Source organism: Sulfurospirillum arsenophilum NBRC 109478 (assembly GCF_000813345.1).
GTDB classification, from domain to species: domain Bacteria; phylum Campylobacterota; class Campylobacteria; order Campylobacterales; family Sulfurospirillaceae; genus Sulfurospirillum; species Sulfurospirillum arsenophilum.
Map to the genome: position 1 here is coordinate 431,342 of NZ_BBQF01000001.1, position 20,967 is coordinate 452,308.

Annotated in this window: 23 protein-coding genes; 12 read left to right on the forward strand and 11 right to left on the reverse strand. The window is 40.7% G+C overall.

The annotated features are described in order from the left end of the window. Nucleotides 1-2 precede the first annotated feature (2 nt). Together SAR02S_RS02185 and SAR02S_RS02190 are read left to right on the forward strand one after the other, a co-directional pair. Nucleotides 3-1,484 (forward strand): complex I subunit 4 family protein, encoded by a 1,482-nt coding sequence (locus tag SAR02S_RS02185; protein ID WP_041956501.1) that lies wholly within the window; start codon nt 3-5, stop codon nt 1,482-1,484. Beyond that, nucleotides 1,481-2,989: an NADH-quinone oxidoreductase subunit N gene (locus SAR02S_RS02190; RefSeq protein WP_041956502.1), complete on the forward strand. Its 1,509-nt coding sequence runs from the start codon at nt 1,481-1,483 to the stop codon at nt 2,987-2,989. The genes SAR02S_RS02185 and SAR02S_RS02190 overlap by 4 nt, the downstream gene beginning before the upstream one ends. 16 nt (nt 2,990-3,005) lie before the next feature. Here SAR02S_RS02190 and nuoF read toward each other — a convergent pair whose 3' ends face one another. The 5 genes from nuoF to SAR02S_RS02215 are packed head-to-tail and all read right to left on the reverse strand — an operon-like array spanning nt 3,006 to nt 7,253. Next, nucleotides 3,006-4,250, reverse strand: a complete 1,245-nt coding sequence (gene nuoF, locus SAR02S_RS02195) for an NADH-quinone oxidoreductase subunit NuoF (RefSeq protein WP_041956503.1) — start codon at nt 4,248-4,250, stop codon at nt 3,006-3,008. Beyond that, nucleotides 4,240-4,725 carry an NADH-quinone oxidoreductase subunit NuoE gene (gene nuoE, locus SAR02S_RS02200; RefSeq protein ID WP_041956504.1) on the reverse strand — a complete coding sequence of 162 codons (486 nt, stop codon included), beginning with the start codon at nt 4,723-4,725 and terminating at the stop codon, nt 4,240-4,242. The genes nuoF and nuoE overlap by 11 nt, the downstream gene beginning before the upstream one ends. Further along, nucleotides 4,722-6,389: an NADH-quinone oxidoreductase subunit D gene (locus SAR02S_RS02205; protein WP_041956505.1), complete on the reverse strand. Its 1,668-nt coding sequence runs from the start codon at nt 6,387-6,389 to the stop codon at nt 4,722-4,724. Before SAR02S_RS02205 ends, nuoE begins: the two co-directional genes overlap by 4 nt. Continuing rightward, nucleotides 6,382-6,900 carry an NADH-quinone oxidoreductase subunit B gene (locus tag SAR02S_RS02210; protein WP_041956506.1) on the reverse strand — a complete coding sequence of 173 codons (519 nt, stop codon included), beginning with the start codon at nt 6,898-6,900 and terminating at the stop codon, nt 6,382-6,384. The genes SAR02S_RS02205 and SAR02S_RS02210 overlap by 8 nt, the downstream gene beginning before the upstream one ends. After that, complete coding sequence (locus SAR02S_RS02215; RefSeq protein ID WP_041956507.1) at nt 6,891-7,253, reverse strand: NADH-quinone oxidoreductase subunit A; 363 nt, start codon at nt 7,251-7,253, stop codon at nt 6,891-6,893. The genes SAR02S_RS02210 and SAR02S_RS02215 overlap by 10 nt, the downstream gene beginning before the upstream one ends. Nucleotides 7,254-7,414: 161 nt before the next feature. Between SAR02S_RS02215 and SAR02S_RS02220 the strand changes: the two genes are divergently transcribed. Genes SAR02S_RS02220 through SAR02S_RS02230 form a run of 3 tightly spaced genes read left to right on the forward strand, consistent with a single transcriptional unit; the run spans nt 7,415 to nt 9,791 of the window. Further along, the gene (locus tag SAR02S_RS02220; RefSeq protein WP_052433504.1) at nt 7,415-8,512 is read left to right on the forward strand and encodes a L,D-transpeptidase family protein; all 1,098 of its coding nucleotides are present in this window, start codon (nt 7,415-7,417) and stop codon (nt 8,510-8,512) included. 9 nt (nt 8,513-8,521) lie between these two features. Then, nucleotides 8,522-8,758 (forward strand): hypothetical protein, encoded by a 237-nt coding sequence (locus SAR02S_RS02225; RefSeq protein WP_041956508.1) that lies wholly within the window; start codon nt 8,522-8,524, stop codon nt 8,756-8,758. 4 nt (nt 8,759-8,762) lie between these two features. Then, nucleotides 8,763-9,791: an alanine racemase gene (locus SAR02S_RS02230; protein ID WP_041956509.1), complete on the forward strand. Its 1,029-nt coding sequence runs from the start codon at nt 8,763-8,765 to the stop codon at nt 9,789-9,791. Between the two features lies 1 nt (nt 9,792). Here SAR02S_RS02230 and SAR02S_RS02235 read toward each other — a convergent pair whose 3' ends face one another. From SAR02S_RS02235 to SAR02S_RS13630, 4 genes are all read right to left on the reverse strand, one after another. Then, nucleotides 9,793-10,170, reverse strand: coding sequence for a hypothetical protein (locus SAR02S_RS02235; RefSeq protein ID WP_041956510.1), 378 nt, complete (start codon nt 10,168-10,170; stop codon nt 9,793-9,795). Continuing rightward, on the reverse strand, nt 10,170-10,394 hold the full coding sequence (locus SAR02S_RS02240) for a PP0621 family protein (protein WP_041956511.1): 225 nt from the start codon (nt 10,392-10,394) through the stop codon (nt 10,170-10,172). The genes SAR02S_RS02235 and SAR02S_RS02240 overlap by 1 nt, the downstream gene beginning before the upstream one ends. Next, on the reverse strand, nt 10,384-10,953 hold the full coding sequence (gene rsmG / locus SAR02S_RS02245) for a 16S rRNA (guanine(527)-N(7))-methyltransferase RsmG (RefSeq protein ID WP_041956512.1): 570 nt from the start codon (nt 10,951-10,953) through the stop codon (nt 10,384-10,386). The genes SAR02S_RS02240 and rsmG overlap by 11 nt, the downstream gene beginning before the upstream one ends. Nucleotides 10,954-11,067: 114 nt before the next feature. After that, complete coding sequence (locus tag SAR02S_RS13630) at nt 11,068-13,053, reverse strand: methyl-accepting chemotaxis protein (protein WP_041956513.1); 1,986 nt, start codon at nt 13,051-13,053, stop codon at nt 11,068-11,070. Between the two features lie 162 nt (nt 13,054-13,215). Here SAR02S_RS13630 and SAR02S_RS02255 point away from each other — a divergent pair, with 162 nt between their 5' ends. After that, nucleotides 13,216-13,812 (forward strand): superoxide dismutase, encoded by a 597-nt coding sequence (locus tag SAR02S_RS02255; protein WP_041956514.1) that lies wholly within the window; start codon nt 13,216-13,218, stop codon nt 13,810-13,812. Nucleotides 13,813-13,840: 28 nt separating this feature from the next. On the opposite strand, the gene SAR02S_RS02260 is transcribed toward SAR02S_RS02255, so the two are convergent. After that, the gene (locus SAR02S_RS02260) at nt 13,841-14,266 is read right to left on the reverse strand and encodes a GNAT family N-acetyltransferase (RefSeq protein ID WP_041956515.1); all 426 of its coding nucleotides are present in this window, start codon (nt 14,264-14,266) and stop codon (nt 13,841-13,843) included. Nucleotides 14,267-14,276: 10 nt separating this feature from the next. Next, entirely contained in the window at nt 14,277-14,840 is a 564-nt protein-coding gene (ribA, locus tag SAR02S_RS02265; RefSeq protein ID WP_041956516.1) for a GTP cyclohydrolase II, read from the reverse strand. Nucleotides 14,841-14,917: 77 nt separating this feature from the next. On the opposite strand from ribA, the gene hemB reads away from it, so the two are divergent. The 6 genes from hemB to SAR02S_RS02295 all read left to right on the forward strand — a co-directional run bounded on the left by hemB (nt 14,918) and on the right by SAR02S_RS02295 (nt 20,927). After that, nucleotides 14,918-15,892 (forward strand): porphobilinogen synthase, encoded by a 975-nt coding sequence (hemB, locus tag SAR02S_RS02270; protein WP_041956517.1) that lies wholly within the window; start codon nt 14,918-14,920, stop codon nt 15,890-15,892. Nucleotide 15,893: 1 nt separating this feature from the next. After that, a complete protein-coding gene (gene argF, locus SAR02S_RS02275) occupies nt 15,894-16,820 on the forward strand; it encodes an ornithine carbamoyltransferase (protein ID WP_041956518.1) in 927 nt (308 codons plus the stop codon). 29 nt (nt 16,821-16,849) lie between these two features. Further along, nucleotides 16,850-17,308: a DUF2603 domain-containing protein gene (locus SAR02S_RS02280; RefSeq protein ID WP_232293972.1), complete on the forward strand. Its 459-nt coding sequence runs from the start codon at nt 16,850-16,852 to the stop codon at nt 17,306-17,308. Between the two features lie 8 nt (nt 17,309-17,316). Then, the gene (gene hemN / locus SAR02S_RS02285; RefSeq protein WP_041956520.1) at nt 17,317-18,690 is read left to right on the forward strand and encodes an oxygen-independent coproporphyrinogen III oxidase; all 1,374 of its coding nucleotides are present in this window, start codon (nt 17,317-17,319) and stop codon (nt 18,688-18,690) included. A 3-nt stretch (nt 18,691-18,693) separates the two neighbouring features. Further along, complete coding sequence (locus tag SAR02S_RS02290) at nt 18,694-19,956, forward strand: (Fe-S)-binding protein (protein WP_041956521.1); 1,263 nt, start codon at nt 18,694-18,696, stop codon at nt 19,954-19,956. A 104-nt stretch (nt 19,957-20,060) separates the two neighbouring features. After that, the gene (locus SAR02S_RS02295; RefSeq protein ID WP_041956522.1) at nt 20,061-20,927 is read left to right on the forward strand and encodes a restriction endonuclease; all 867 of its coding nucleotides are present in this window, start codon (nt 20,061-20,063) and stop codon (nt 20,925-20,927) included. The last annotated feature ends 40 nt before the right edge of the window (nt 20,928-20,967 follow it).

Below are 20,967 nucleotides of genomic sequence, written 5' to 3' on the forward strand. Positions count from 1 at the left end.
ACATGAGTATAGGAATTCTCTCAATCATTATATTTTTACCGATGGTAGCAGCTTTCATCCTCATGGTAACGCCTTTGCCTTCACGTGCAACACGTAACGTTGCCTTTGGCGTATCGCTTGCTATTTTTGCCCTTGCCCTTTATATTTACACACATTTTGAACTCTCTGGACTCATTCAATTTAAAGAATTTTATCCTTGGATTAAAAGTTATGGAATCTCTTACAGCTTAGGCATTGATGGTTTTTCACTCATTATTTTAATGCTCATCGCTACGCTTATCCCAAGTGCGTATCTGCTTTTATGGAAAAATGAACGCTCCAAAAGTTACTGGATCAGCATGCTTTTCATCCAATCAGGTATCAGTGGAACACTTTTCTCGCTTGATTTGTTCTTGTTTTACTTTTTTTGGGAAGCGATGTTGTTGCCTGTTTTTATGATTATCGGTCTTTTTGGTTCGGGCAATCGCGTTTTTTCTACGCTTAAAATCACCATCTATACCATTATGGGCTCACTCTTTATGTTTGTGAGTATTCTTTATTTGGGCGTGGCTCACTACTATGAGTTTGGTATGTGGAGCTTTGCACTTTCTGATTTGGTGAATATTACAACCATTGCGCGTGAGCAAAAAATACTGCTCTTTTTTGGCTTTATGCTTGCCTTTGCGATCAAAATTCCGCTTTTCCCGTTTCACTCATGGCTGCTTCAAACCTATTCTAATTCACCAACGGGCGGTGTTTTCCTCCTCTCTTCCATCATGGCAAAACTGGGAGTTTATGCGCTGGTTCGTTTTATGATTCCCCTTTTCCCAGATCTGTTTGTCGAGTTTTCATTCTATTTTGTAGCACTAGGTATCTTTGGATTGGTCTATTTTGGTATAGCTGCGATTTCGCAGATGAACATTAAAAAAATGTTTGCTTATTCGTCCGCTTCGCACTTAGGTTTCATTACCGCGGGTGTTTTTGCGCTCAATCTTCAAGGAATGATGGGAAGTGCTTTTTTGATTGTCGCACACGCCATCGCAACAGGTGGACTTTTCTTGCTGGTGGGTGTGATGGAGCGCCACCTTGGTATTCGCTCACTGAGTGCTCTTGGAGGCATTGCTGAGAGGGCTCCATGGTTTACACTTTTCTTTGCCATTATGCTTTTTTGTACGGTGGGAATTCCTGGAACGAATGGTTTTGTTGCCGAACTTCTAATTGTTTTGGGCATCTTTCATTACAACCCTTATCTTGGTGTTTTATCGGCTCTTACGGTATTGGTTGCGGCAAGCTATATGTTTTGGGTGTTTCAAAAAGCAATTTTGGTTAAAAGCGATAACAATGTCTCAAACATGAAAGACCTGAGTTTGCACGAGATTTTAGGGCTGCTTCCTTTGGCGGTGCTTATCATCGCAATGGGTGTTTACCCTGATTTTTTCTTATATAAGATCGAGCCAAGTTTACAACACTATTTGATTGATATTTTACATGTAGGAGTGAAATGATGCAGTGGATACAACTGGGCTATCTTTTGCCACTCATCATTGTTGGTAGTGGAGCTATTCTTTTAATGCTTCTTTCTCCGCTTGAGCGACTTTCTATGGAGCGTTTTTCACTCTTTACTTTTCTTATTTTATTATTGGCATTAGGGGCTGATTTTTACCATTTTGGCGAACTCTTTACCTCTTTCCCGATGCAAGAGATTTTCTCTAAAATGCTCATTGTCGATAGTTACTCGGTCTATTTTGATGCACTCATCCTCAGTGGTGCGTTGGTGACATCCTTGATTGGTACACACTATTTTCAAATCAAACGTCACTTCAAAAAAGAGTTTTTTTCTCTTTTCCTTTTTTCGGTTTTTGGCATGATGCTTTTAGTTCACGCTAATGAGCTTTTAACCGCTTTTATCGCACTTGAGATCGCTTCACTTGCCCTTTACGTGATGATAGGATTTCAGAAAATTCATGACAAGAGAGTGGAAGCAAGCTATCAATACTTAGTGCTTGGCTCCATCTCAGGAGCATTTTTCCTTTTAGGGACAGCTTTCATTTACGCGGGTCTTGGCACGACCATTTTAGGTGACATCGGAAAAGCGCTTGATCTGTTGATGGGTAAAGATGTTTCGCTCATTATCATTGGAGCGACGTTTATATTGGTCACCTTTTTGTTTAAAATCTCCGCGTTCCCTTTTCAAAATTGGACAATTGATGTCTATGATGGCTCGCCTCTACCTGTAACGGCATTTATGGCAGCAACGTTTAAAGTAGCGATCTTTGGTTTTGTCCTTCGTTTGATGCTGATCGACCTTGACCCCATTCGTGACATTTGGGACACACTTTTTATCGTCATTATTTTGGCAACGCTTTTATATGGTACATTCTTAGCGATCATCCAAGAGAGTCTAAAACGTATGTTAGCCGCTTCGAGCATCGTGCATACAGGCTATCTGCTCATCGCTTTTGTCTCCATCGGCTACGCAGGCGAGAGTGCTTCTTCTTCCATCATTTACTATTTGATAGCGTACTTTCTCTCCGCCATGGGCGCATTTGGACTGATCTCTTACATAGCAGCGGATGAACACATTCGTGTCACCTATGAAGATTTTCGTGGTTTTGCGCATGTACATCCGTATATGGCAGCGATGCTGAGCATCTTTATGCTCTCCTTAGCAGGCATTCCTAGTACCATTGGGTTTGTGGGTAAGTTTTACATCTTCACTGGCGCTATTGAAGCGGGTTATACCTTCTTGGCCGTCTGTGGTATCATCGCGACCTTTATCTCGATCTATTACTACTTCAAACTCATCGCATTGATGTATTTTTACCCTGCATGTGAATCAGAATGGGACGATGTTCCAAGTTTGAGAGGTATAACGCCTATTACGATTGGCGTTATTGCTATAGCCGTTATTTGGGGAGGTATTGGCAATACCTTTATCGCCTACTTCCCTGGAGTCGACTTCTTGATCGATACGGCAAGACTTTCGTATATGTCGTTGTTTATTAAATAGCCTTTACATGTAAAGGCTATTTGAGCAATGCTTCAAACTCTTCACGGAATTTTTTAATATAACTCTGCGCAATAAAAGCCACCGATGGAGCAAAAACGCAGATGGTTTTGCCATTGAGCATATCGCACGCGTCAAGGATGGTGTCGAAGTCTTCTTTAGTCCCTTTGCCAGCTAAGATTTTGGCTAAGATGCGATCGACCCAGCCTGTGCCTTCACGACATGGTGTGCATTGTCCGCAAGATTCGTGGTGGTAAAACTCAAAGAGGTTTTTCATCACTTCAGGGATGCTCACGTCTTCGTTCATCACGATCATGCCGCCTGTTCCAAGGGATGAGCCATGCGCTTTGAGGCTTTCGTAGTCCAGCGTTATATCTTCGATTTCATCGGCTCTGAGAATTTGCACCGATGAACCACCGGGGATGATGGCTTTAAGTTTTTTGCCGTCTTTGATACCACCGCACAGATCGTAAATGACCTCTTTCATGGAAGTTCCAAAAGGAAGTTCATACACGCCTGGGTGTTCTACGTGACCGCTGATGCCAAAGAGCATCGTGCCAGGAGATTCTTTGGTGCCATACATCTGGTACGCGCCATAGCCCTCGTTGATGATGTAGGGAACACTCGCGATGGTCTCAACATTGTTCACGACCGTTGGATTACCAAAAAACCACTCCGGCTCCTTGCCTTTAGGTTTAAGTCTAGGATGTCCGCGCTTGCCTTCTAAGGACTCTAAAAGAGCGGTTTTTTCACCACAGATGTATGCACCAGCCCCTTTGTGAATTGTTACATGTAAAGCATAGTTATGCCCTAGAATGCTCTCTCCCAAAATGCCTGCTTCATACGCTTCATCGATAGCACTTTGCAAACGATGCATCCAAAAGACATATTCGCCACGGATATACACATACGCATGATGCGCGCCAATAGCATAGCTTGAGCAAATGATACCCTCAATAAGCAGATGCGGGTCAAACTCTAAAAGCTGGCGGTCTTTAAACGTGCCCGGTTCGCCCTCGTCAGCATTGATAACCAAGTAAACGGGTTTGGTGTTTTGAGGAGAGATCAGTCGCCATTTTTCACCCGTATGTGCTCCACCACCGCCTTTACCGCGAAGTCCACTTTTTTCGACTTCAGTGGTGACTTCATCGGGGCTCATTTTAAAGAGTTTTTCTAAAGAGGCATATCTGCCATTTTCTTGTGCTACGCAAAGCGTGTAGGCTTCGGGAATATCAAAATTTTTGCTTACCAGTTTAACGATCATGTGAAAGTTCCTCCAAAAGCGCATCGAGCTTTTCAAGGGTGAGGTTTTCGATGTAGTCATCATTCAGGCGCATACAAGGGCTTGTGCCACATGAGCCTAAACACTCAACTAAGGTGAGGGTAAATTTACCATCTTTGCTCGTTTCTCCAGCTTTGATGCCAAGGCGGTTTTGCAAATGTTCTTGCAAGGTTTTAGAGCCTGCAAGCATACACGAGAGTGTTTTGCACAGTTGCAAATGGTATGTTCCGATGGGTTGGAGGAGAAACATCGTGTAAAAAGAGGCGACAGAGTAGACATCCATCGCAGAACACTCCAACTTTTTGGCAATGAATTGCATCGCTTCAAGGCTGATCCATCCCTCTTGGTACTGAACCATCCACAAAGAAGGAAGCATTAAAGAGTTTTTATCGGGATAGCGTTCAAGAAGTGCGTTGAACTTTTCCTCATTTTCTTGATTGAACGAAAAGATACTCATCTATCCAACTCCCCTGCAATGATATTGAGACTGCCAAGGCTTAAAACGGCATCTGCAATCATGGTACCTTCAATAAGGCTTGGGTATGCTGCCATTGCGTAAAAACAAGGAGGTCTAACTTTAACTTTATACGGTGTGCCACTGCCATTGCTGACAACGAAAAAGCCTAACTCGCCGTTCGCACCTTCAATAGCTCTATAATACTCGGAAGTGGGTACTTTAACCCCTTCGTAAATCAGTTTAAATTGATTCATCAATCCTTCGATATTGCCATAAACATCTTTTTTAGCAGGCAAGGAGATCGCAGAGTCTTGCACGCAAATAGCCCCACCAGGTAAGCGTTGCATCGCTTGATTGATAATGCGTGTACTTTGCTTGATCTCTTCAAAACGTACCATCATACGGTCATAGACATCTCCAACACTGCCCAGTGCAATGTCAAAATCAAACGTCTCATAATGATAATAAGGTGCTGTGACGCGAAGATCGTAAGGAACACCACATGCTCTTAGATTTGGTCCTGTAATTCCCATGTTGATGGCATCTTCTTTGGTGATAATACCGACATTTTGAGTACGATCATGGAAAATACGGTTGTGTTCAATGAGTTTAAGCGCTTCTCCTACCCCTTGTTCAATCTCTTTAAGGCATACGTTTAAGTCATGCTCGAACCCATCGTACAAGTCGTGGCTCATTCCACCGATGCGCATATAAGAGTTGGTAAGGCGCGCTCCTGTCAGCTTTGAGAGAAGATCGTAAACTTTTTCACGGGGATTGTAAAGATACCAGTAATTTGTGAGTGCGCCCATATCGACTAAGATGGCAGCTAAGCAGACCAAATGGTCGATGATACGTGAAAGTTCACCGATGATAACGCGAATAAACTTTGCACGCTCTGGCAAATCAACACCTAAAATACCCTCAACAGCGTGCGCATAAGCGATGTTGTTTAAAATTGCTGAGCAGTAATTAAGCCTATCAGTATACGGAATGATTTGGTTATAGGTATGGTTTTCGCATGATTTCTCGAACCCTCGGTGTAAGTAGCCGATTTCACTGACCGCACAGGTGATGTTCTCACCATCCAGTGCCACAAAAGTGCGAATCGTTCCGTGGCTTGCAGGATGCGCAGGGCCAAGGTTGAGGAACATAAGTTCATCTTGAGACGTGTAACCTTTGGTTTTGAGGCGTGGTGTCATCTCATCCATCAGGTCATCGCTTTGATGGCACAATTGTCCTTGCGTAATGGGATAATCTTTACGCAACGGATGCCCCACAAACTCTTTATGATTTAAAATGCGTTTGAGGTTAGGGTGGTTTTTAAAATGAATGCCATACTGATCCCAAATTTCCCGTTCCGCCCAGTTGGCACTCTTAAATAAAGAGGTAATACTTTGCGTTGCCAAAGAGCTGTCGATGTAGGTTTTAAGGGTGATGAGGTTTTTAAAATGGTGATCGCGTAAAATATAGACGATGGCAAAACGCTCAGGCTGATCCTTTACATGTAAATAATCAATGGCGGTCATATCGACCAAAAAAGTGTAGTTATCTTTTTCTTGAAGTATTTGCAACACCTGTAAGATGAGCTCTTTGGGGAGAACATACGCACCATAAGCATCTAGTTTATAATGTTCTTCAAAGAGTTTTTTAAATGCATTAGGCATCAAGCACTCCTTTGAAAACTCGTTTGGCGCGATCCTCTAAGAGGCTCTGCGTTGCTTGGATTTTTTGAATTTCCAAAAGGGCGTCTAAAAAAGCTTCAGGACGAGGAGGGCAACCTGCAACATAGACATCGACAGGTATGATGCTATCAATGCCTTGGAGGGTCGTGTAGTTGTCGTAAAAGCCTCCACTGCAAGCACATGCTCCCGCACTGATGACCCATTTAGGCTCACTCATCTGATCGTAAATCTTTTTTAAAATAGGGGCTTGTTTGTAGCTGATCGTTCCTGCAATAATAAGTAGATCGGCTTGGCGTGGAGAGAAACGTACCACTTCGGCGCCGAAGCGAGAGATGTCGTATTTGCTACTTGCTACGCTCATAAATTCAATGGCGCAACATGCCGTTCCAAAAATGTAAGGCCACATGGAAGATTCTCTTGCCCAAGAAATGGCACTGTCTAGTTTGGTGGTGATGAGGCTTTCGCCAAAAATTGCTTCTGCGCCTACTGCCATGAGAGTGCCTTAATACGGTAGATGTAAATGAGTCCAAACAGAAGCAGTCCAATGAAAGTAAACATCTCAAAAAGCCCAAAAAAGCCTAATTCTCGTACATTGACTGCCCAAGGGAACATAAAAACAATTTCCACATCAAAAAGGACAAATAAAATAGCAACCAGATAAAACTTGGCGCTAAAGCGACTCTCACTGTTTCCAATAGGCGAGCTGATACCACTTTCGTACACACTATTTTTAGCTTTATTGCCAACGTTGGAGGGTCCTAATTTTTGACTGAGTAGAAAAAGAGTAGGAAGCAGTATAACCAGTAGAGCGACGATACATGAGGCCAAAATGAGTTCTAATGACATGGGCGCATCTTTTGTTGAAGTTCGATGGTTTGATAATAGCCAAAGAATTTTAAAATCCACGTAAAAAAAGAAAATCAATTTTTATTTCCTCACAAGAGGAGGTCTTAAGTCATTTTTTTATAAAATAGCCTCCAAAAATTGTAATTAGCAAGAGGGGTTGTATGCGTTATCTAGTCTTTTTATCTTTATGTGCATTTGCTTTATATGCAGCGACAGCTGAGGATATTTATAAAATTTATAAAACAAAAGGCATTAATGCCGTTGAGGATTTTCTCAAAAAAGAGTTTGAATCCAAAGAGGTCAAAGAAGCTCCTGTAAAAGAAGTTAAAAAAGAGAAAGAAGAGATTAAAGAACCCGTCATTAAACTTGGTCAAAAAAAGCTTGTTAAACCAAAAGTCCCAACAGAAAAAGAGTCTATGGCACGCGATTATTGGTTGAAACAATTTAAAAACATTGATGTTAGTTATGGCTATTATGAAGATGTCGAATCACTCATCGTGTGTGAAAAAGATCGAAAGCGTTGTGAAGTTTATCACAATGAAGACGATGGTTTAAAATTGATTCGTGGACACGATGTCATCATGGGTAAAAGTGGTGATAAAGTCAAACGAGGCGATCTTAAAACGCCTGTTGGTGTGTATGAAATCACGAAACGTTTTAAACCGATGGATCAATTTTACGGACCTTTAGCATTTGTGCTTTCGTATCCTAACCTTTTTGATAGCCTTAGAGGTAGAAATGGTGATGGTATTTGGATTCACGGTATGCCAATTGATGGCAAAGATCGTGATGATCGTACCAAAGGATGTGTTGCATTTGAAAACAATAGCCTTCTTGTTCTTGATACTGAAATTAACGCTGAAAGTGCCATGATCATCATTGGTGAGAGTAAAGTTCCAAAATTGACCAAAGAGGCAGTGGCTTCTGTTATGAGTGAAGTCTATAAATGGCAACACGCATGGAAAATCAATGACATTAATGCGTATTTGAATTTCTACTCGAATGATTTTAAAAAATCAGATGGATCAGGCAAGCTGCAATTTTCCAATATGAAAAAACAGATTTTTTCACGTAAAGAGAACAAAACGATTGTTTTTGAACATATTGCTATTGCTCCGTATCCAACACTAGACGATCGCAAACTTTTTAAAGTTTCATTTTTCCAAACGTATAAAAGCCCTTCTTTTGGTTCAAAAGGTGAGAAAGAGCTTTATATCGAATTGGTGGGAGACAAGATGCAAATCTTGGCAGAGAAATAAGGATACATCATGAATCCACATGAGATAGAGATTGACAAAGAACTCGATAAGCTTCTCGATGCGAGAGATGCTTTTATGGCTTACATCGATGCGAATGTTCCAAAAGAGAAAAATGGTATCGCCTTTGATTTTTCCAATCATCCAACGTTGGATGCGAAAGCTATCTATGAGCATTTTTATAAACTCGATTATCAAGCCCGTAAAATTCGTGGTTTTGTAATTCGTAACCTTGGGGTGAAAGCGTAAAACAATGGCATTTATTACGATTAACAAAGCGCATTTCTTCCACAATCTTGATGTGTTATGCGCTAAGGCTGGGGGAAAAACGAAGCTTATGGCGGTTTTAAAAGACAACGCTTATGGGCATGATCTGAGGCTTATGGCTTCTCTTGCTTCGGAGTATGGCTTAAGCAAAGCAGCGGTTAAAAATATCGAAGAAGCCGAAATGATCGCCGATCTTTTTGAAGAGGTCTTGGTCTTAGTCGATCACCCAACATCTCAAAAACTCTCCCCTTCCATCTCTTTTGCGGCACACTCATATGAAGCACTCCAAGCTCTGCCTATTGGTACTTCGATTCATTTAAGCCTAGATACTGGAATGCACAGAAACGGCATTAAAGAAGATCAAATTGATGAGGCAATGGCACTTATTCATGCTAAAAAGTTACGCTTAAAAGGTGTCTTTACACACTTTAGAAGTTCTGATGAACTAAGCAGTGAATTTTTTTGGCAACGTGCCAATTTTGAGCGGTTTAAAAAACGCATTAAAGCACTTATTGAACAGTATGGATTACCTAAAACTTCATTTCATTCGTGCAACTCAGCAGGCTTACTTCGTACGCACTCTTTAGGCGATGATGACTATGCTCGTTCGGGCATTGCTATGTATGGTTACACAACACTCGATCCGTTAATTGCTACGTTTGATCTTAAACCTGTTCTTGCTCTTTGGGCGGAGAGGCTTAGTACGCGCATCCTCAAAAAAGGTGAACGTGTAGGGTATGGCGGTGTTTATGAAGCAAAATCAGATGAGCTTATCTCAACCTATGACATTGGTTATGGGGATGGTTTCTTTCGCTTTGATGGATTTGACCCTGTGGTAATGGCGGATGGAAGCTTGAGCAAAGGACGCATGTCGATGGACAGTTTTTGCCTTGGTGGTGATGCACCAAACGTGTGTATGTTTGATGATGCCAATCCTTTAGCGCAACAGTTTCATACCATTAGTTATGAGATCATCACCAAGCTATATCCGGCGTTAAAACGAAAGATTATTTAGCTTATAGGCTTACGATACCTGCTTCAAAAAGAATGCCATCGATGGCATGAGATGCTGCAAATTCGATCTCATTGTCATCATTGCTAAGAAGCAATACTTTACCATCAAAGAGATAATCATCAGCAATTTTTTGTGCATGCAATGCTAAGCTTTTATCGACAATGAAATACGTTGCACCTAGCGCATTTGCCAAAACAAGCTCCTTAATATGCTTTACATGTAAAGCAAACGAAACGTTTTGTGACACACAATAGGCTGAAAGTGTCGGTTCAAAATCAAATAAAACCACCGCATTTGATGGTGTTTTAGCAATCTCTTCGATAGATGCAACACGGTAAAAAGGCTCGCTAGGGATAAGTTCATGACCAATGAGTAACATTAGGGTAACCTCGCACACTCTTTCGAGCAGTAGAAAAGGCCATCTTTGATGATTGCCTCTTTATGGCTGATAAAAGTTGAACACGTTTGGCACTCTACCATCGTTTCACCCTCTAAGACTTTTTTAGAAGCACTTTTTTGGATATCTTCCTTACGACTATTTTTGAAAAAAAACATATAGATTAGAAAAATTATAACAGCAAATAGTGCAATTTTAAGCAGCATCAACATCCTTCATAACAAGATAATAGCGTTTGTCACGTTGGTAAACCTGACAATTTGATAACCCTTTGATCTCTTCTTCCACCAATTCACCTTTGTAAAAAAGAAGTGTTGTGGAAGGATCAATAAAATGTTTGCATAACTTGACCAACATTTTAGTATTGGTGACCGCTCGAGAACTGATGAGATCGACTTTAAAAGGGGCGACCTTCTCGACTCTGTTTGTGGCAATATCGACATTTTTAAGTTCAAGTGTTGTCTTAGCAAGGTGTAAAAAAGCGCTTTTTTTCGCAATGGGTTCAAACAGCGTAAAATGAACATGTGGCAAGGCAAGTGCTAAAAGCAATCCTGGAAATCCAGCCCCTGTTCCTATGTCAATAGCGCTTTTAATTTCGTTTACATGTAAATATTCTAAAGGATAGATGCTATCTTCAACATTTTTCAGCACTACTTCTTTGCTCTTAGCACCTGAAATATTGTGAGTTTGGTTGTACTGAAGCAAAAGTGTCGTAAACGTATCGACGTCTTGCCAAAATGTATCAGGAAGCGAATATGCAGCCATGCCTAAAAACCTTTCATATGAGTTAAAGGTATATCCTACCCAAATGGCGATTAATGAGCGATTAATATTTCAAATTGTGCCTATAAGCTCGAAAGAGAGCCTATAGGCAAAGATTTACTGAATGCGAAATCGTCTGAGCTCAACATTAGCACTTTCTGCTTTTCCACAGAGGTGATTGGAAATTTCTTTAACTTGTTCACCTAGTGTGTTGTTGTTTTCAGAGAGTGTTGTCACATCATCAATATGTTTCATAAACATTTCAACGGTTTGTGCAACAGCGGTATGTTCTGAAGTTTGGTGTTGCGAAATTTTGATGGTATTGCTGAGTTTTTCAGAAGTATTTTGAGAGTCAACAATGAGAATATTGGTCTCTTTTGAGAGATGGTAAAAAGACTGAGAAATGCTCTCTGTTTCAGACGTGACATCGTGAATGGTTTGAACGATAATATTGGTTGTTGCGCTGATGTCTGAAAGCGAGGTTTGGGTACGCTCCGCCAATTTTCGTACTTCATCGGCAACAACGGCAAAACCTCGCCCGTGTTCACCTGCACGCGCAGCTTCTATGGCGGCATTGAGTGCTAGTAAATTGGTCTGATCGGCAATGTCACCGATGATGCTTAGAACATCTTTGATTTGCGTTGCTTGGCTTGAAAGCGAGTCGACTTTTCCGCCAAGGTCATGCTGCTTTTGAGCACTTTGAGCGATGAGATCGACGACTTTACTCATATTGGTGACAAATGCGTCAAGAACCTCTTTGGTCTGCTCAAGGTCGCCAAATGTTTTAAAAGACATCTCTTTCATGGCAAGTTCTTTCTCTTTAAGCGATTGCATTTCGTATTGAATGCTATGAATGGAGCGGTTTTGCTCTTCAATATTGGAAGCAAGGTTGGAAGAGACATTACTCAGTGAATTGCTGGCTTCAACACTTTGATTGGAAGTGTCGAGTGCTTTGCCGATGGATTCTTTAAAATTAAAAATAAGCTTTTGTACCTGTTTCATGGTATCGGAAATCTCATTGTCACTATCAAGAGCTAACGATTGGGTGAGGTCGAGATTGGATGCAATGGATTCTAGTTTTTTGCCTGAAGTCGTAATCGCACGAATGACATCTTGAAATGTTGTATAGAGTAAAATGATGATAAAAAAGGTGATAGCAACAAGTCCACCACCTTCAATGAGCATTTGGGTACGTGCACTGCTTTTGAGGGCTGAAAGGGATGCCGAAATCTCTTTGGCAAGTGTGTCATCGACCTCTTTTAGGAGATTTATTTTACTGGTAATCGTATCAAACCAATGGGTTGCATCGACACCAAAATTACCGACACTTGATTTTTCAATGGCAATGGAGCGCATCTTTTGCACTTCTTCCACAAGAGGAGCACGCATCGTTTTTTCATAAAAAGCAATGGATGTAGGAGATGCTGTTCCTGTAAAAGAGTCAATATACGAGACTTGTTCTGAAACCAATGTTATGAGCTTAACAAACATATTAGGCGCAAATTGCCCAGCGGCAAAAGTGTTAGAAAGAACAGCTCGCTCAATGCCCGTTCGCTCTTTTGCTTTGAGAAAATTGGCATAAGCACCAAGTTGTTTGACAATCTCAGGATCGGAAGAGAGGAGTGCCGTAGATGCAACAATATCTAAAAGGTGTTTGTTCAGTAATGTGTAATAATCCACTTGCTCTGAAGCACTGATATTGAGGCTATCAATACGACTACGAATGGAAGAAAGTTTTTGTAGCATTTCTTCAATCGTTTTGATTTTATCACTTAGAGATTGTGGGTAATTTTTAAGTTCAATCGCTTGGAGTGCTTCTTTATAGCGTTGGTGCTCTTTGTCGGTTAGTTGGCGCTGAGGAGCTAATTTATCTGCAAATTTTTGGCCCTTTGAGCCGATAAATCCAGCACTCGTTCCTCTCTCTTTTTGGCTCTCATGCACAAACAGACTAATGCTGGTTGAAAGCGTGACAATGTTTTGCAAATCGTGGATATTACGCAGTTTACTCTGCCCATCCATCATGGTTTTAATACCAAGCAGTAATGCTACAAAAACGACGACAATAGAGACTAAGGTTAATTGTCGCTTGATGGTTCTTCGCATCTAATTCTCCTACGTAAAATAAATATAAGTTTCTATTATTCATTGGTTTCAAAAAAAAAGCCATGACATAAGTCAAGATAATTAGTTTCAGTTATTTAACATTCATTTATCAAGACGGAGTAGAATGGAAGTATGAACAAATTTTAGACAAAGGAGTTTTTTATGGCTATTACTTTACCGGCACTTCCTTACGAGGCTAATGCATTAGAACCTTATATTACAGCCAATACCCTTGGATTTCATTATGGAAAGCATCATCAGACTTATGTTACCAATCTGAACAATCTTATCCAAGGAAGTGAGCTAGCAGATGAGAGTCTTGAAAAGATTATTGTAGCGGTTGCCAATAAACCTGAAAAAATAGGTATTTTTAACAATGCTGCGCAAGTGTGGAATCACACCTTTTACTGGAACTCTATGAAAAAAGGTGGCGGTGGAGCACCAAGTGGTGCTATTGCTACTAAAATCACAGAAGATTTTGGAAGTTACGAAGCGTTTGTAGATGCCTTCAAAAATGCGGGATTGACACAATTTGGTAGCGGTTGGGCCTGGCTTGTGCTAGAGGGTGGAAAACTCAAAATCACTAAAACTGGCAATGCTGACACACCATTAGCACACGGTCAAAAAGCGATTTTAACGGTAGATGTGTGGGAACATGCCTATTATCTTGACTATCAAAACAAGCGTGCAGATTATTTGGATATTTTCTTGAAAAATCTTGTCAATTGGGATTTTGCAAACGCAAATTTAAAAGCGTAAATGAAAGGCGAGTTTCGGCTCGCCTTCTTTACATGTAAAGATTTTTGATGAAATATTTGGGTGATTCTATGTACCCATGTCGCTCGTAAAAACGGTGAGCATCTTTTCGTCTTTCATGACAATGCACTTCGATGCGGTCACACGCTCTTTCTTTAGCAATTTTAGTTGCCAAAGCTTCAAGTTCCGCTCCAATTTCACGTGATCTTACTGTTTCATCCACCACAAAATAACTGATGCGTAAAAATGAACCAAAAAGTGCAATTTGAGGGATTACATGTAAAGAGAGAAGGGCAACGACTTTGCCCTCAGATTCATAGAGAAAAAGCATCGCATCAGGGTTGTCTAAAAGCTCTAGGATGCGGTTTGGCATAAAAGATAACGTCTTCTCATAGCCAAGTTGAGTAAGAAGTTCAGCAATAACGTCAGCATCTTCAACTTTCGCAGTACGTATCATGGTTTATATCCTAAAGAAGATGTCCCATCTGCTCTTTTTTCGTCTTCAAATAGCCTGCATTAAACTTATTGGAAGGGATGATGACAGGAACTCTCTCGACAATTTCAATATTTTTCAAACTCTCAATTTTTTTCGGGTTGTTGGTGAGAAGCTTGATCTTGGTGATCTTAAAATAATCCAACACAAATTCGACCATTTCATACGTGCGCTCATCGTCCAAAAAGCCTAACTGATGGTTAGCTTCAATGGTGTTAAAACCTTTGTCTTGCAAAGCATACGCATTGACTTTATTGAGCAGTCCTATGTTTCTGCCTTCTTGACGTAAATAAATAACCATTCCACCATTTTTTTCGATGGTTGTAAGCGCAAATTCGAGCTGATCGCGACAGTCACATTTAAGACTTCCCATACTATCACCGGTTAAACATTCACTGTGAACGCGTACCAATGGAATCTCTCCTAAAGGCTCTTTAAATACCACAAGATGCTCTTTAATACCTTGTTTAAACGATTGGATTTTGAACGTCCCAAAACGTGAGGGAAGGTTCGCAACCTCGGAAATTTCTATTTTCATTTTCTTTTATATCCAGTTATGCTAAAATCACTACTTTTTATAACGAGGTCTAATTTTAACCAAGATAAGGCAAAAGAATGTTTAAAAGATTTAGAAGACTTAGAATGAATGCAACACTTCGTTCCTTAGTACGCGAAACAACACTCAGCATGGATGATTTTATCTATCCGTTATTTGCTAAAAGTGGCGTAGGCATTAAAAAAGAGATTAGCTCGATGCCTGGTGTGTATCAGATGAGCATTGATGAGATTGTTAAAGAGTGTGGAAGTTTGCAAGAACTTGGCATTAACTCTATTATTTTATTTGGAATTCCTGAGGTGAAAGACAGTGTGGGAAGTGACGCGCTGTGCGAACATGGCATTATTGCTAGCACTATAAAAGCCGTAAAAAAGGCATACCCAAAAATGTTTGTCGTCACCGATCTTTGTTTTTGTGAATTTACTGACCATGGACATTGTGGCATTTTAGACATCGAACATGAGAGTGTCAACAACGACGCTACACTGGAAATTTTAGCCAAACAAGCTCTCGTTCACGCACACGCTGGAGCGGATATGATAGCCCCTTCAGGCATGATGGATGGCATGATCGAAGCGTTACGCGACGCCCTTGATAGCGAAGGGTTTGTAAACTTGCCGATTATGAGTTATTCGACTAAATTTGCAAGTGCTTACTATGGACCATTCCGTGATGTGGCAGAATCTGCTCCTTCTTTTGGAGACCGTAAAACCTACCAGATGGACCCAGCAAATAGGAGAGAAGCGATAGCAGAATCCGTGGAAGATGAGATGCAAGGTGCAGACATTTTGATGGTCAAACCAGCCCTTGCATACCTTGACATCATTCGTGATGTACGCAATGCCACCTCGACCCCTTTGTGTATTTATAACGTGAGTGGCGAATACGCGATGCTCAAGGCCGCAGGTAAAGCGGGTGTGATTGATTATGAGCGTGTGATGATGGAGACCATGATTGCGTTTAAACGTGCTGGGGCTGACATTATCATCAGTTATCACGCGAAAGAAGTAGCAGAAGTATTAAGGAGAAGATAGGATGAGACATTTTTTAACACTCAAAGATTTTAGTAAGAAAGAGATTTTAGAGATGATTGATCTTGCTATTGCCATTAAAAAAGAGGCAAAAGCAAAAAATTATGTGCCTTACCTGAAAGATCAAACATTAGGTATGATTTTTGAAAAAAGCAGTACCAGAACACGCGTAAGTTTTGAAGTGGGTATTCATCAGCTTGGAGGTGTAGGTTTGTTCCTCTCTTCCAATGACCTTCAATTGGGACGTGGCGAGCCTATGAAAGACACGGCACGTGTGATTAGCCGTATGGTTGACATGGTGATGATTCGCACGTTTGCTCAAAGCACTCTTGAAGAGTTTGCAGCGTATTCACGTGTACCCGTCATTAGCGGACTAAGTGATGCGTACCATCCTGTTCAATTGATGGCAGACTATCTCACGATGGTTGAGTATAATAAAGCGACCAATCCGATCGTAGCGTATGTAGGCGATGGCAACAATATGACCCATTCATGGCTCATGCTGGCTTCCAAACTTGGTTTTGAGCTTCGTGTTGCTACACCAAAAGGGTATGAGGTTGATGCTAAAATATTAGCGGAAGCCCTTGCTTTTGCAAAAGAGAGTGGTGCGGTCATTAAAATCGGCAATGATCCAAAAGAGGCGATCAAAGGTGCTACGGTTGTGACAACAGACACATGGGTTTCCATGGGGCAAGAAGCGGAAAAAGCTGCGCGTGTGGCAGCATTCCAAGGATATATGGTCGATGATGCGATGATGCGCTTGGCAGAAAAAGATGCGATGTTTTTACACTGCTTGCCAGCATACCGTGACTATGAAGTAAGTGAGAGTGTCTTTGAAGCACATGCGGATGAGATTTTTGATGAGGCAGAAAACAGACTTCATGCCCAAAAAGCCGTGATGGTATGGCTCGATAGGCATAGAAACAGCTAATGGAATTTAAACGAAAAAAAGAGTTCAGGATGATAGAAAAAATTTCTAAGGGCCTCAGCCTCAGTAAACAAAAAGAACAGACGGTTTTAGAGATTGTGCCAAGTGAAGAAGAAAACGCGAAGCTTTTACGCCTCAAAAATGGCGCATGGGATAATCTAAAAGAGCCATGGTTAGTGTACGATGAGAAGCAAAAACTTCATGCACTGCTTTCTATTGACACACTCACTAAAATGATAGAGCACTTTAAAAAAGCGGAGCAAGAGACACTTTTTCTCAAATTAGAGAAAAGCATTTTGCAGCAATTGCCACTTGATTTTCAAGACGTTTGGACAGTAGCAACAGAAGAGATCAAAAAGAGTAAAAAAAGCGAAATTGATTTTGATAAATTGGTCAAAAAGATCAAAAAAGATCATCCAAATCTCTTTTTAGACCTGAAAGATCTCTATTTGCCTGAAGGGGCGAGTATTATCAGCGCGATAGAGCGCTAGGATGAAGCATGATTGATTTTGATAAATTTGCCAAGTACTCCAAAGCGGGTCCAAGGTATACAAGTTACCCAACAGCGCCCGAGTTTCATGAAGGATTTACGCATAAAAGTTATGAGAGCATCTTGGCAACCCAAGATAAGAGCCGTAAACTCTCACTTTATTTTCACCTTCCTTTTTGCCGAAGTGCCTGTTACTTCTGTGGGTGTAACGTCGTTTACACCAGTAAGGAAGATAAAAAAGAGCGCTACATAGACTATCTTGAGCGCGAACTCGAACTTCTCTCCAAACACCTCGATACCTCTCGCGAAGTGATTCAGATGCACTTTGGTGGTGGTACGCCAACCTTTTTTAACACAACACAGCTAGAGCGCATTATTGGCTCCATCAAACGTTATTTTAAAAACTTTGCGAAAGATGCTGAAATCAGTTGTGAAATTGACCCACGTTTTTTAACCAAAGAGCAGTTAAATGTTCTGACAGGTAATGGGTTTAACCGCATTAGTTATGGGGTTCAAGACTTTAACGATGAGGTTCAAAAAGCGATTCACCGTATCCAGCCTTACGATGTGACGGGCAATGCCGTGAAAATGGCTAAAGAGGCAGGGATTAAGTCGATTAACATGGACTTGATTTACGGACTTCCGTACCAAACGTTTGAGAGTTTTCAAGAGACCCTTCGTTTGGCAGTTTCACTTGATCCGACACGTTTAGCGGTTTTTAACTACGCCCACGTACCGTGGATGAAAAAGTCCATGCGCAAGATCGATGAGACCACGCTTCCGCATCCGAGTGTCAAGCTTGCCATTATGCGCTACACCATCGACTATTTGGAGTCAAATGGCTATAAAATGATCGGTATGGATCACTTCGCAAAGCCTGATGATGAGCTTTTCTTGGCGATTGAAAAAGGGGAGTTGCACCGCAATTTTCAAGGTTATACGACCAAAGGTGGCGCAGATCTTATTGGCATTGGTTTGACGAGCATCGGTGAGGGTTTGAAACACTATGTGCAAAACTTCAAAGAGATGGACGAATACGAAAAAGCCATCGATGCAGGTGTATTGCCAGTACATCGTGGGCTTACACTCAATGATGATGACGTGCTGAGAAAAGCGGTCATCATGGAGATGATGAGCAACTTTAAGCTAAACATTGCCGGCATTGAGCAAGCATTTGGCATTAACTTTTTCGACTATTTTGCAGACGCTATTAAAGCGCTTGAACCATTTGAGCAAGAAGATTTGGTTGTGGTTGATAGAGTTTCTAAAAAGATTTTAGTCAATACAACAGGCACACTGCTGATTCGAAATATCGTGATGCCTTTTGATGCGTACCTCCAAAAAATACCTGAAGACAAACGACGCTTCAGTAAAACGGTGTAACAGATGTTTAAATTCAATGTAACGAGTGATGCCTGTGTCAAGTGCGGTAAGTGTATTCCTGTTTGTACGATTCACGAAGTTAACCGTGATGAAGTTACTTCTCCAAGAGGTTTTTTAGACCTTCTCGGTGCGTACCAACGAGGTGAACTCGAACTCGATAAAAATGCTAAAAACATTTTTGAGAGCTGTTTTTTGTGTACGAATTGTGTGGATGTCTGTCCGAACGATTTACCTGTGGATATGCTCATTGAGCAAGCGCGCAATGACATTCGCAAAAAATTTGGGCTTGCTTGGTACAAAAAACTCGCCTTCTTCTTGCTTCGCAACCGTAATATTATGGACGTTTTGGCTCGTTTTGGTTACATGTTTCAAACCTGTGGTTTCAAAATGGTCGAAAAACAAAAATCAATGTATTTGCGTAATTTTCCGATCATCAAGATGGACAGACTCTTTCCAAGTTTGGCAAAAAAGACCTTCTTAAACTCACATCCCGATGTCATTCATAACGGTGGCAAAGGCAAAGTGGGCATTTTCATCGGTTGTTTAGCCAATTACATGTACACCGACATCGGCAAGTCTTTACTTGAGATTTTAAAAGAGTTACAGATAGACGCTTACCTTATTAAACAACAAAAATGCTGTGGTGCCCCTCAGTACTTCACGGGTGATTTTGACAGTGTGGACTTTCTCGCGAAGTTTAACATCGAGTACATCGAAGGTTTTGTGGGCGAACTTGATGCCATCATCATTCCTGAAGCGACCTGTAGCGCGATGATCAAAGCAGACTACGTTCACTTTTTCCACGACCAACCTGAGTGGCAAGCAAGGGCTAAAGCGATTGCCCCACACATCTTTATGGCTACAGAATACCTAGAGAAAAAGACAAATTTAGCCGAGATTTTAGCCAGTAAATCTCGTAGATCCGAGACGATCACCTACCACGACCCTTGCCACGCGCGCAAAATGCAAGGGGTTTGGAAAGAACCACGAAACTTACTCTCACAAAATTATGTGATGAAAGAGATGAGCGATCCGAACCGTTGTTGTGGTTTTGGTGGTGTCACCATGCAAACAGGCAATTACCGTTTTGCCAAAGCCGCAGGACTACCAAAAGCCGCGATGATTAAAGAGACGGGTGCTGAGTATGTGAGTGCAGAGTGTAGTGCGTGTCGTATGCAACTGGGCGATGCGATGCACGGGCAAAAAGTCGATGTCATCTTCAAAAACCCAATCGAATTGATTGCTAAAGCGCTTCGAGAAGGGTAAGTCAAATGTTTACATGTAAGGCTGAGAGGTTTTACATGTAAAATATCGCAAAGCAATTAATTCAATTCTCTCCTAAACTTTAAATGACCGCATAAAGGATATGGATGGCAAAAATGGGAAGTAATTATGAACAATTTGTTCAAATATTACAGCAAGCACTTTTAGATTCTGAACCATTTGCAAAACAACACAATATTGAAGTGGAACGAAACAAAAAAATTATTGATAATAATGGAATAGAACGAGAATTTGATTTATATTGGGAATATGAATTAGCAGGCATAACATACAAAACAATTATTGAGTGTAAAGATTATTCTTCAAAAATATCGATTGAAAAGATAGATGCTCTTATCGGGAAACTTCATGATTTACCAGATATCAAACCTATATTTGCGACTAAAATAGGATATCAAAGTGGTGCTGAGGCAAAAGCACGTCAAAATAAAATAGATTTACTCATTGTTAGAGAAGAAAATTCCAATGACTGGCAAGATGAAAACGGTAATCCACTTGTCAAAATCATTGAAATACATATACATGTATTATCTCCAGCAAAAATTACAAATTTCAAGCCGTTTATAGACAAAGACTGGGTTCAGAAGAATACAGATGTTGATGTGTCAAAACCATTGAATTTTAGAGCTAATAACAACGAAATATTTATTGAAAATTATGAAAATGGAGAAAGATATTCATTGCATGATTTAGCTAATAGATTAGATTCTAAAAGCAATCAGTATGGAAATTTTACAAATCAAGAGAATTTTGAGGATGCTTATATACACTATGGTACTACGAATTTTAAACTTCGTGCCTATACAGTAGATTATGAAATTATGCCGCCACAGAAACTTATATTTACTATTGATTATGCTCAAGAGCTCATAGGCGTCATTGAATATCTCCATCAAGGAAACATAACAGCGGTTTTCAAAGATAGAATAATAAAAGATTGGAAAAAGAAATAATATTATAAATACTTAGTTGATACTATTTTAAAAGAAAACC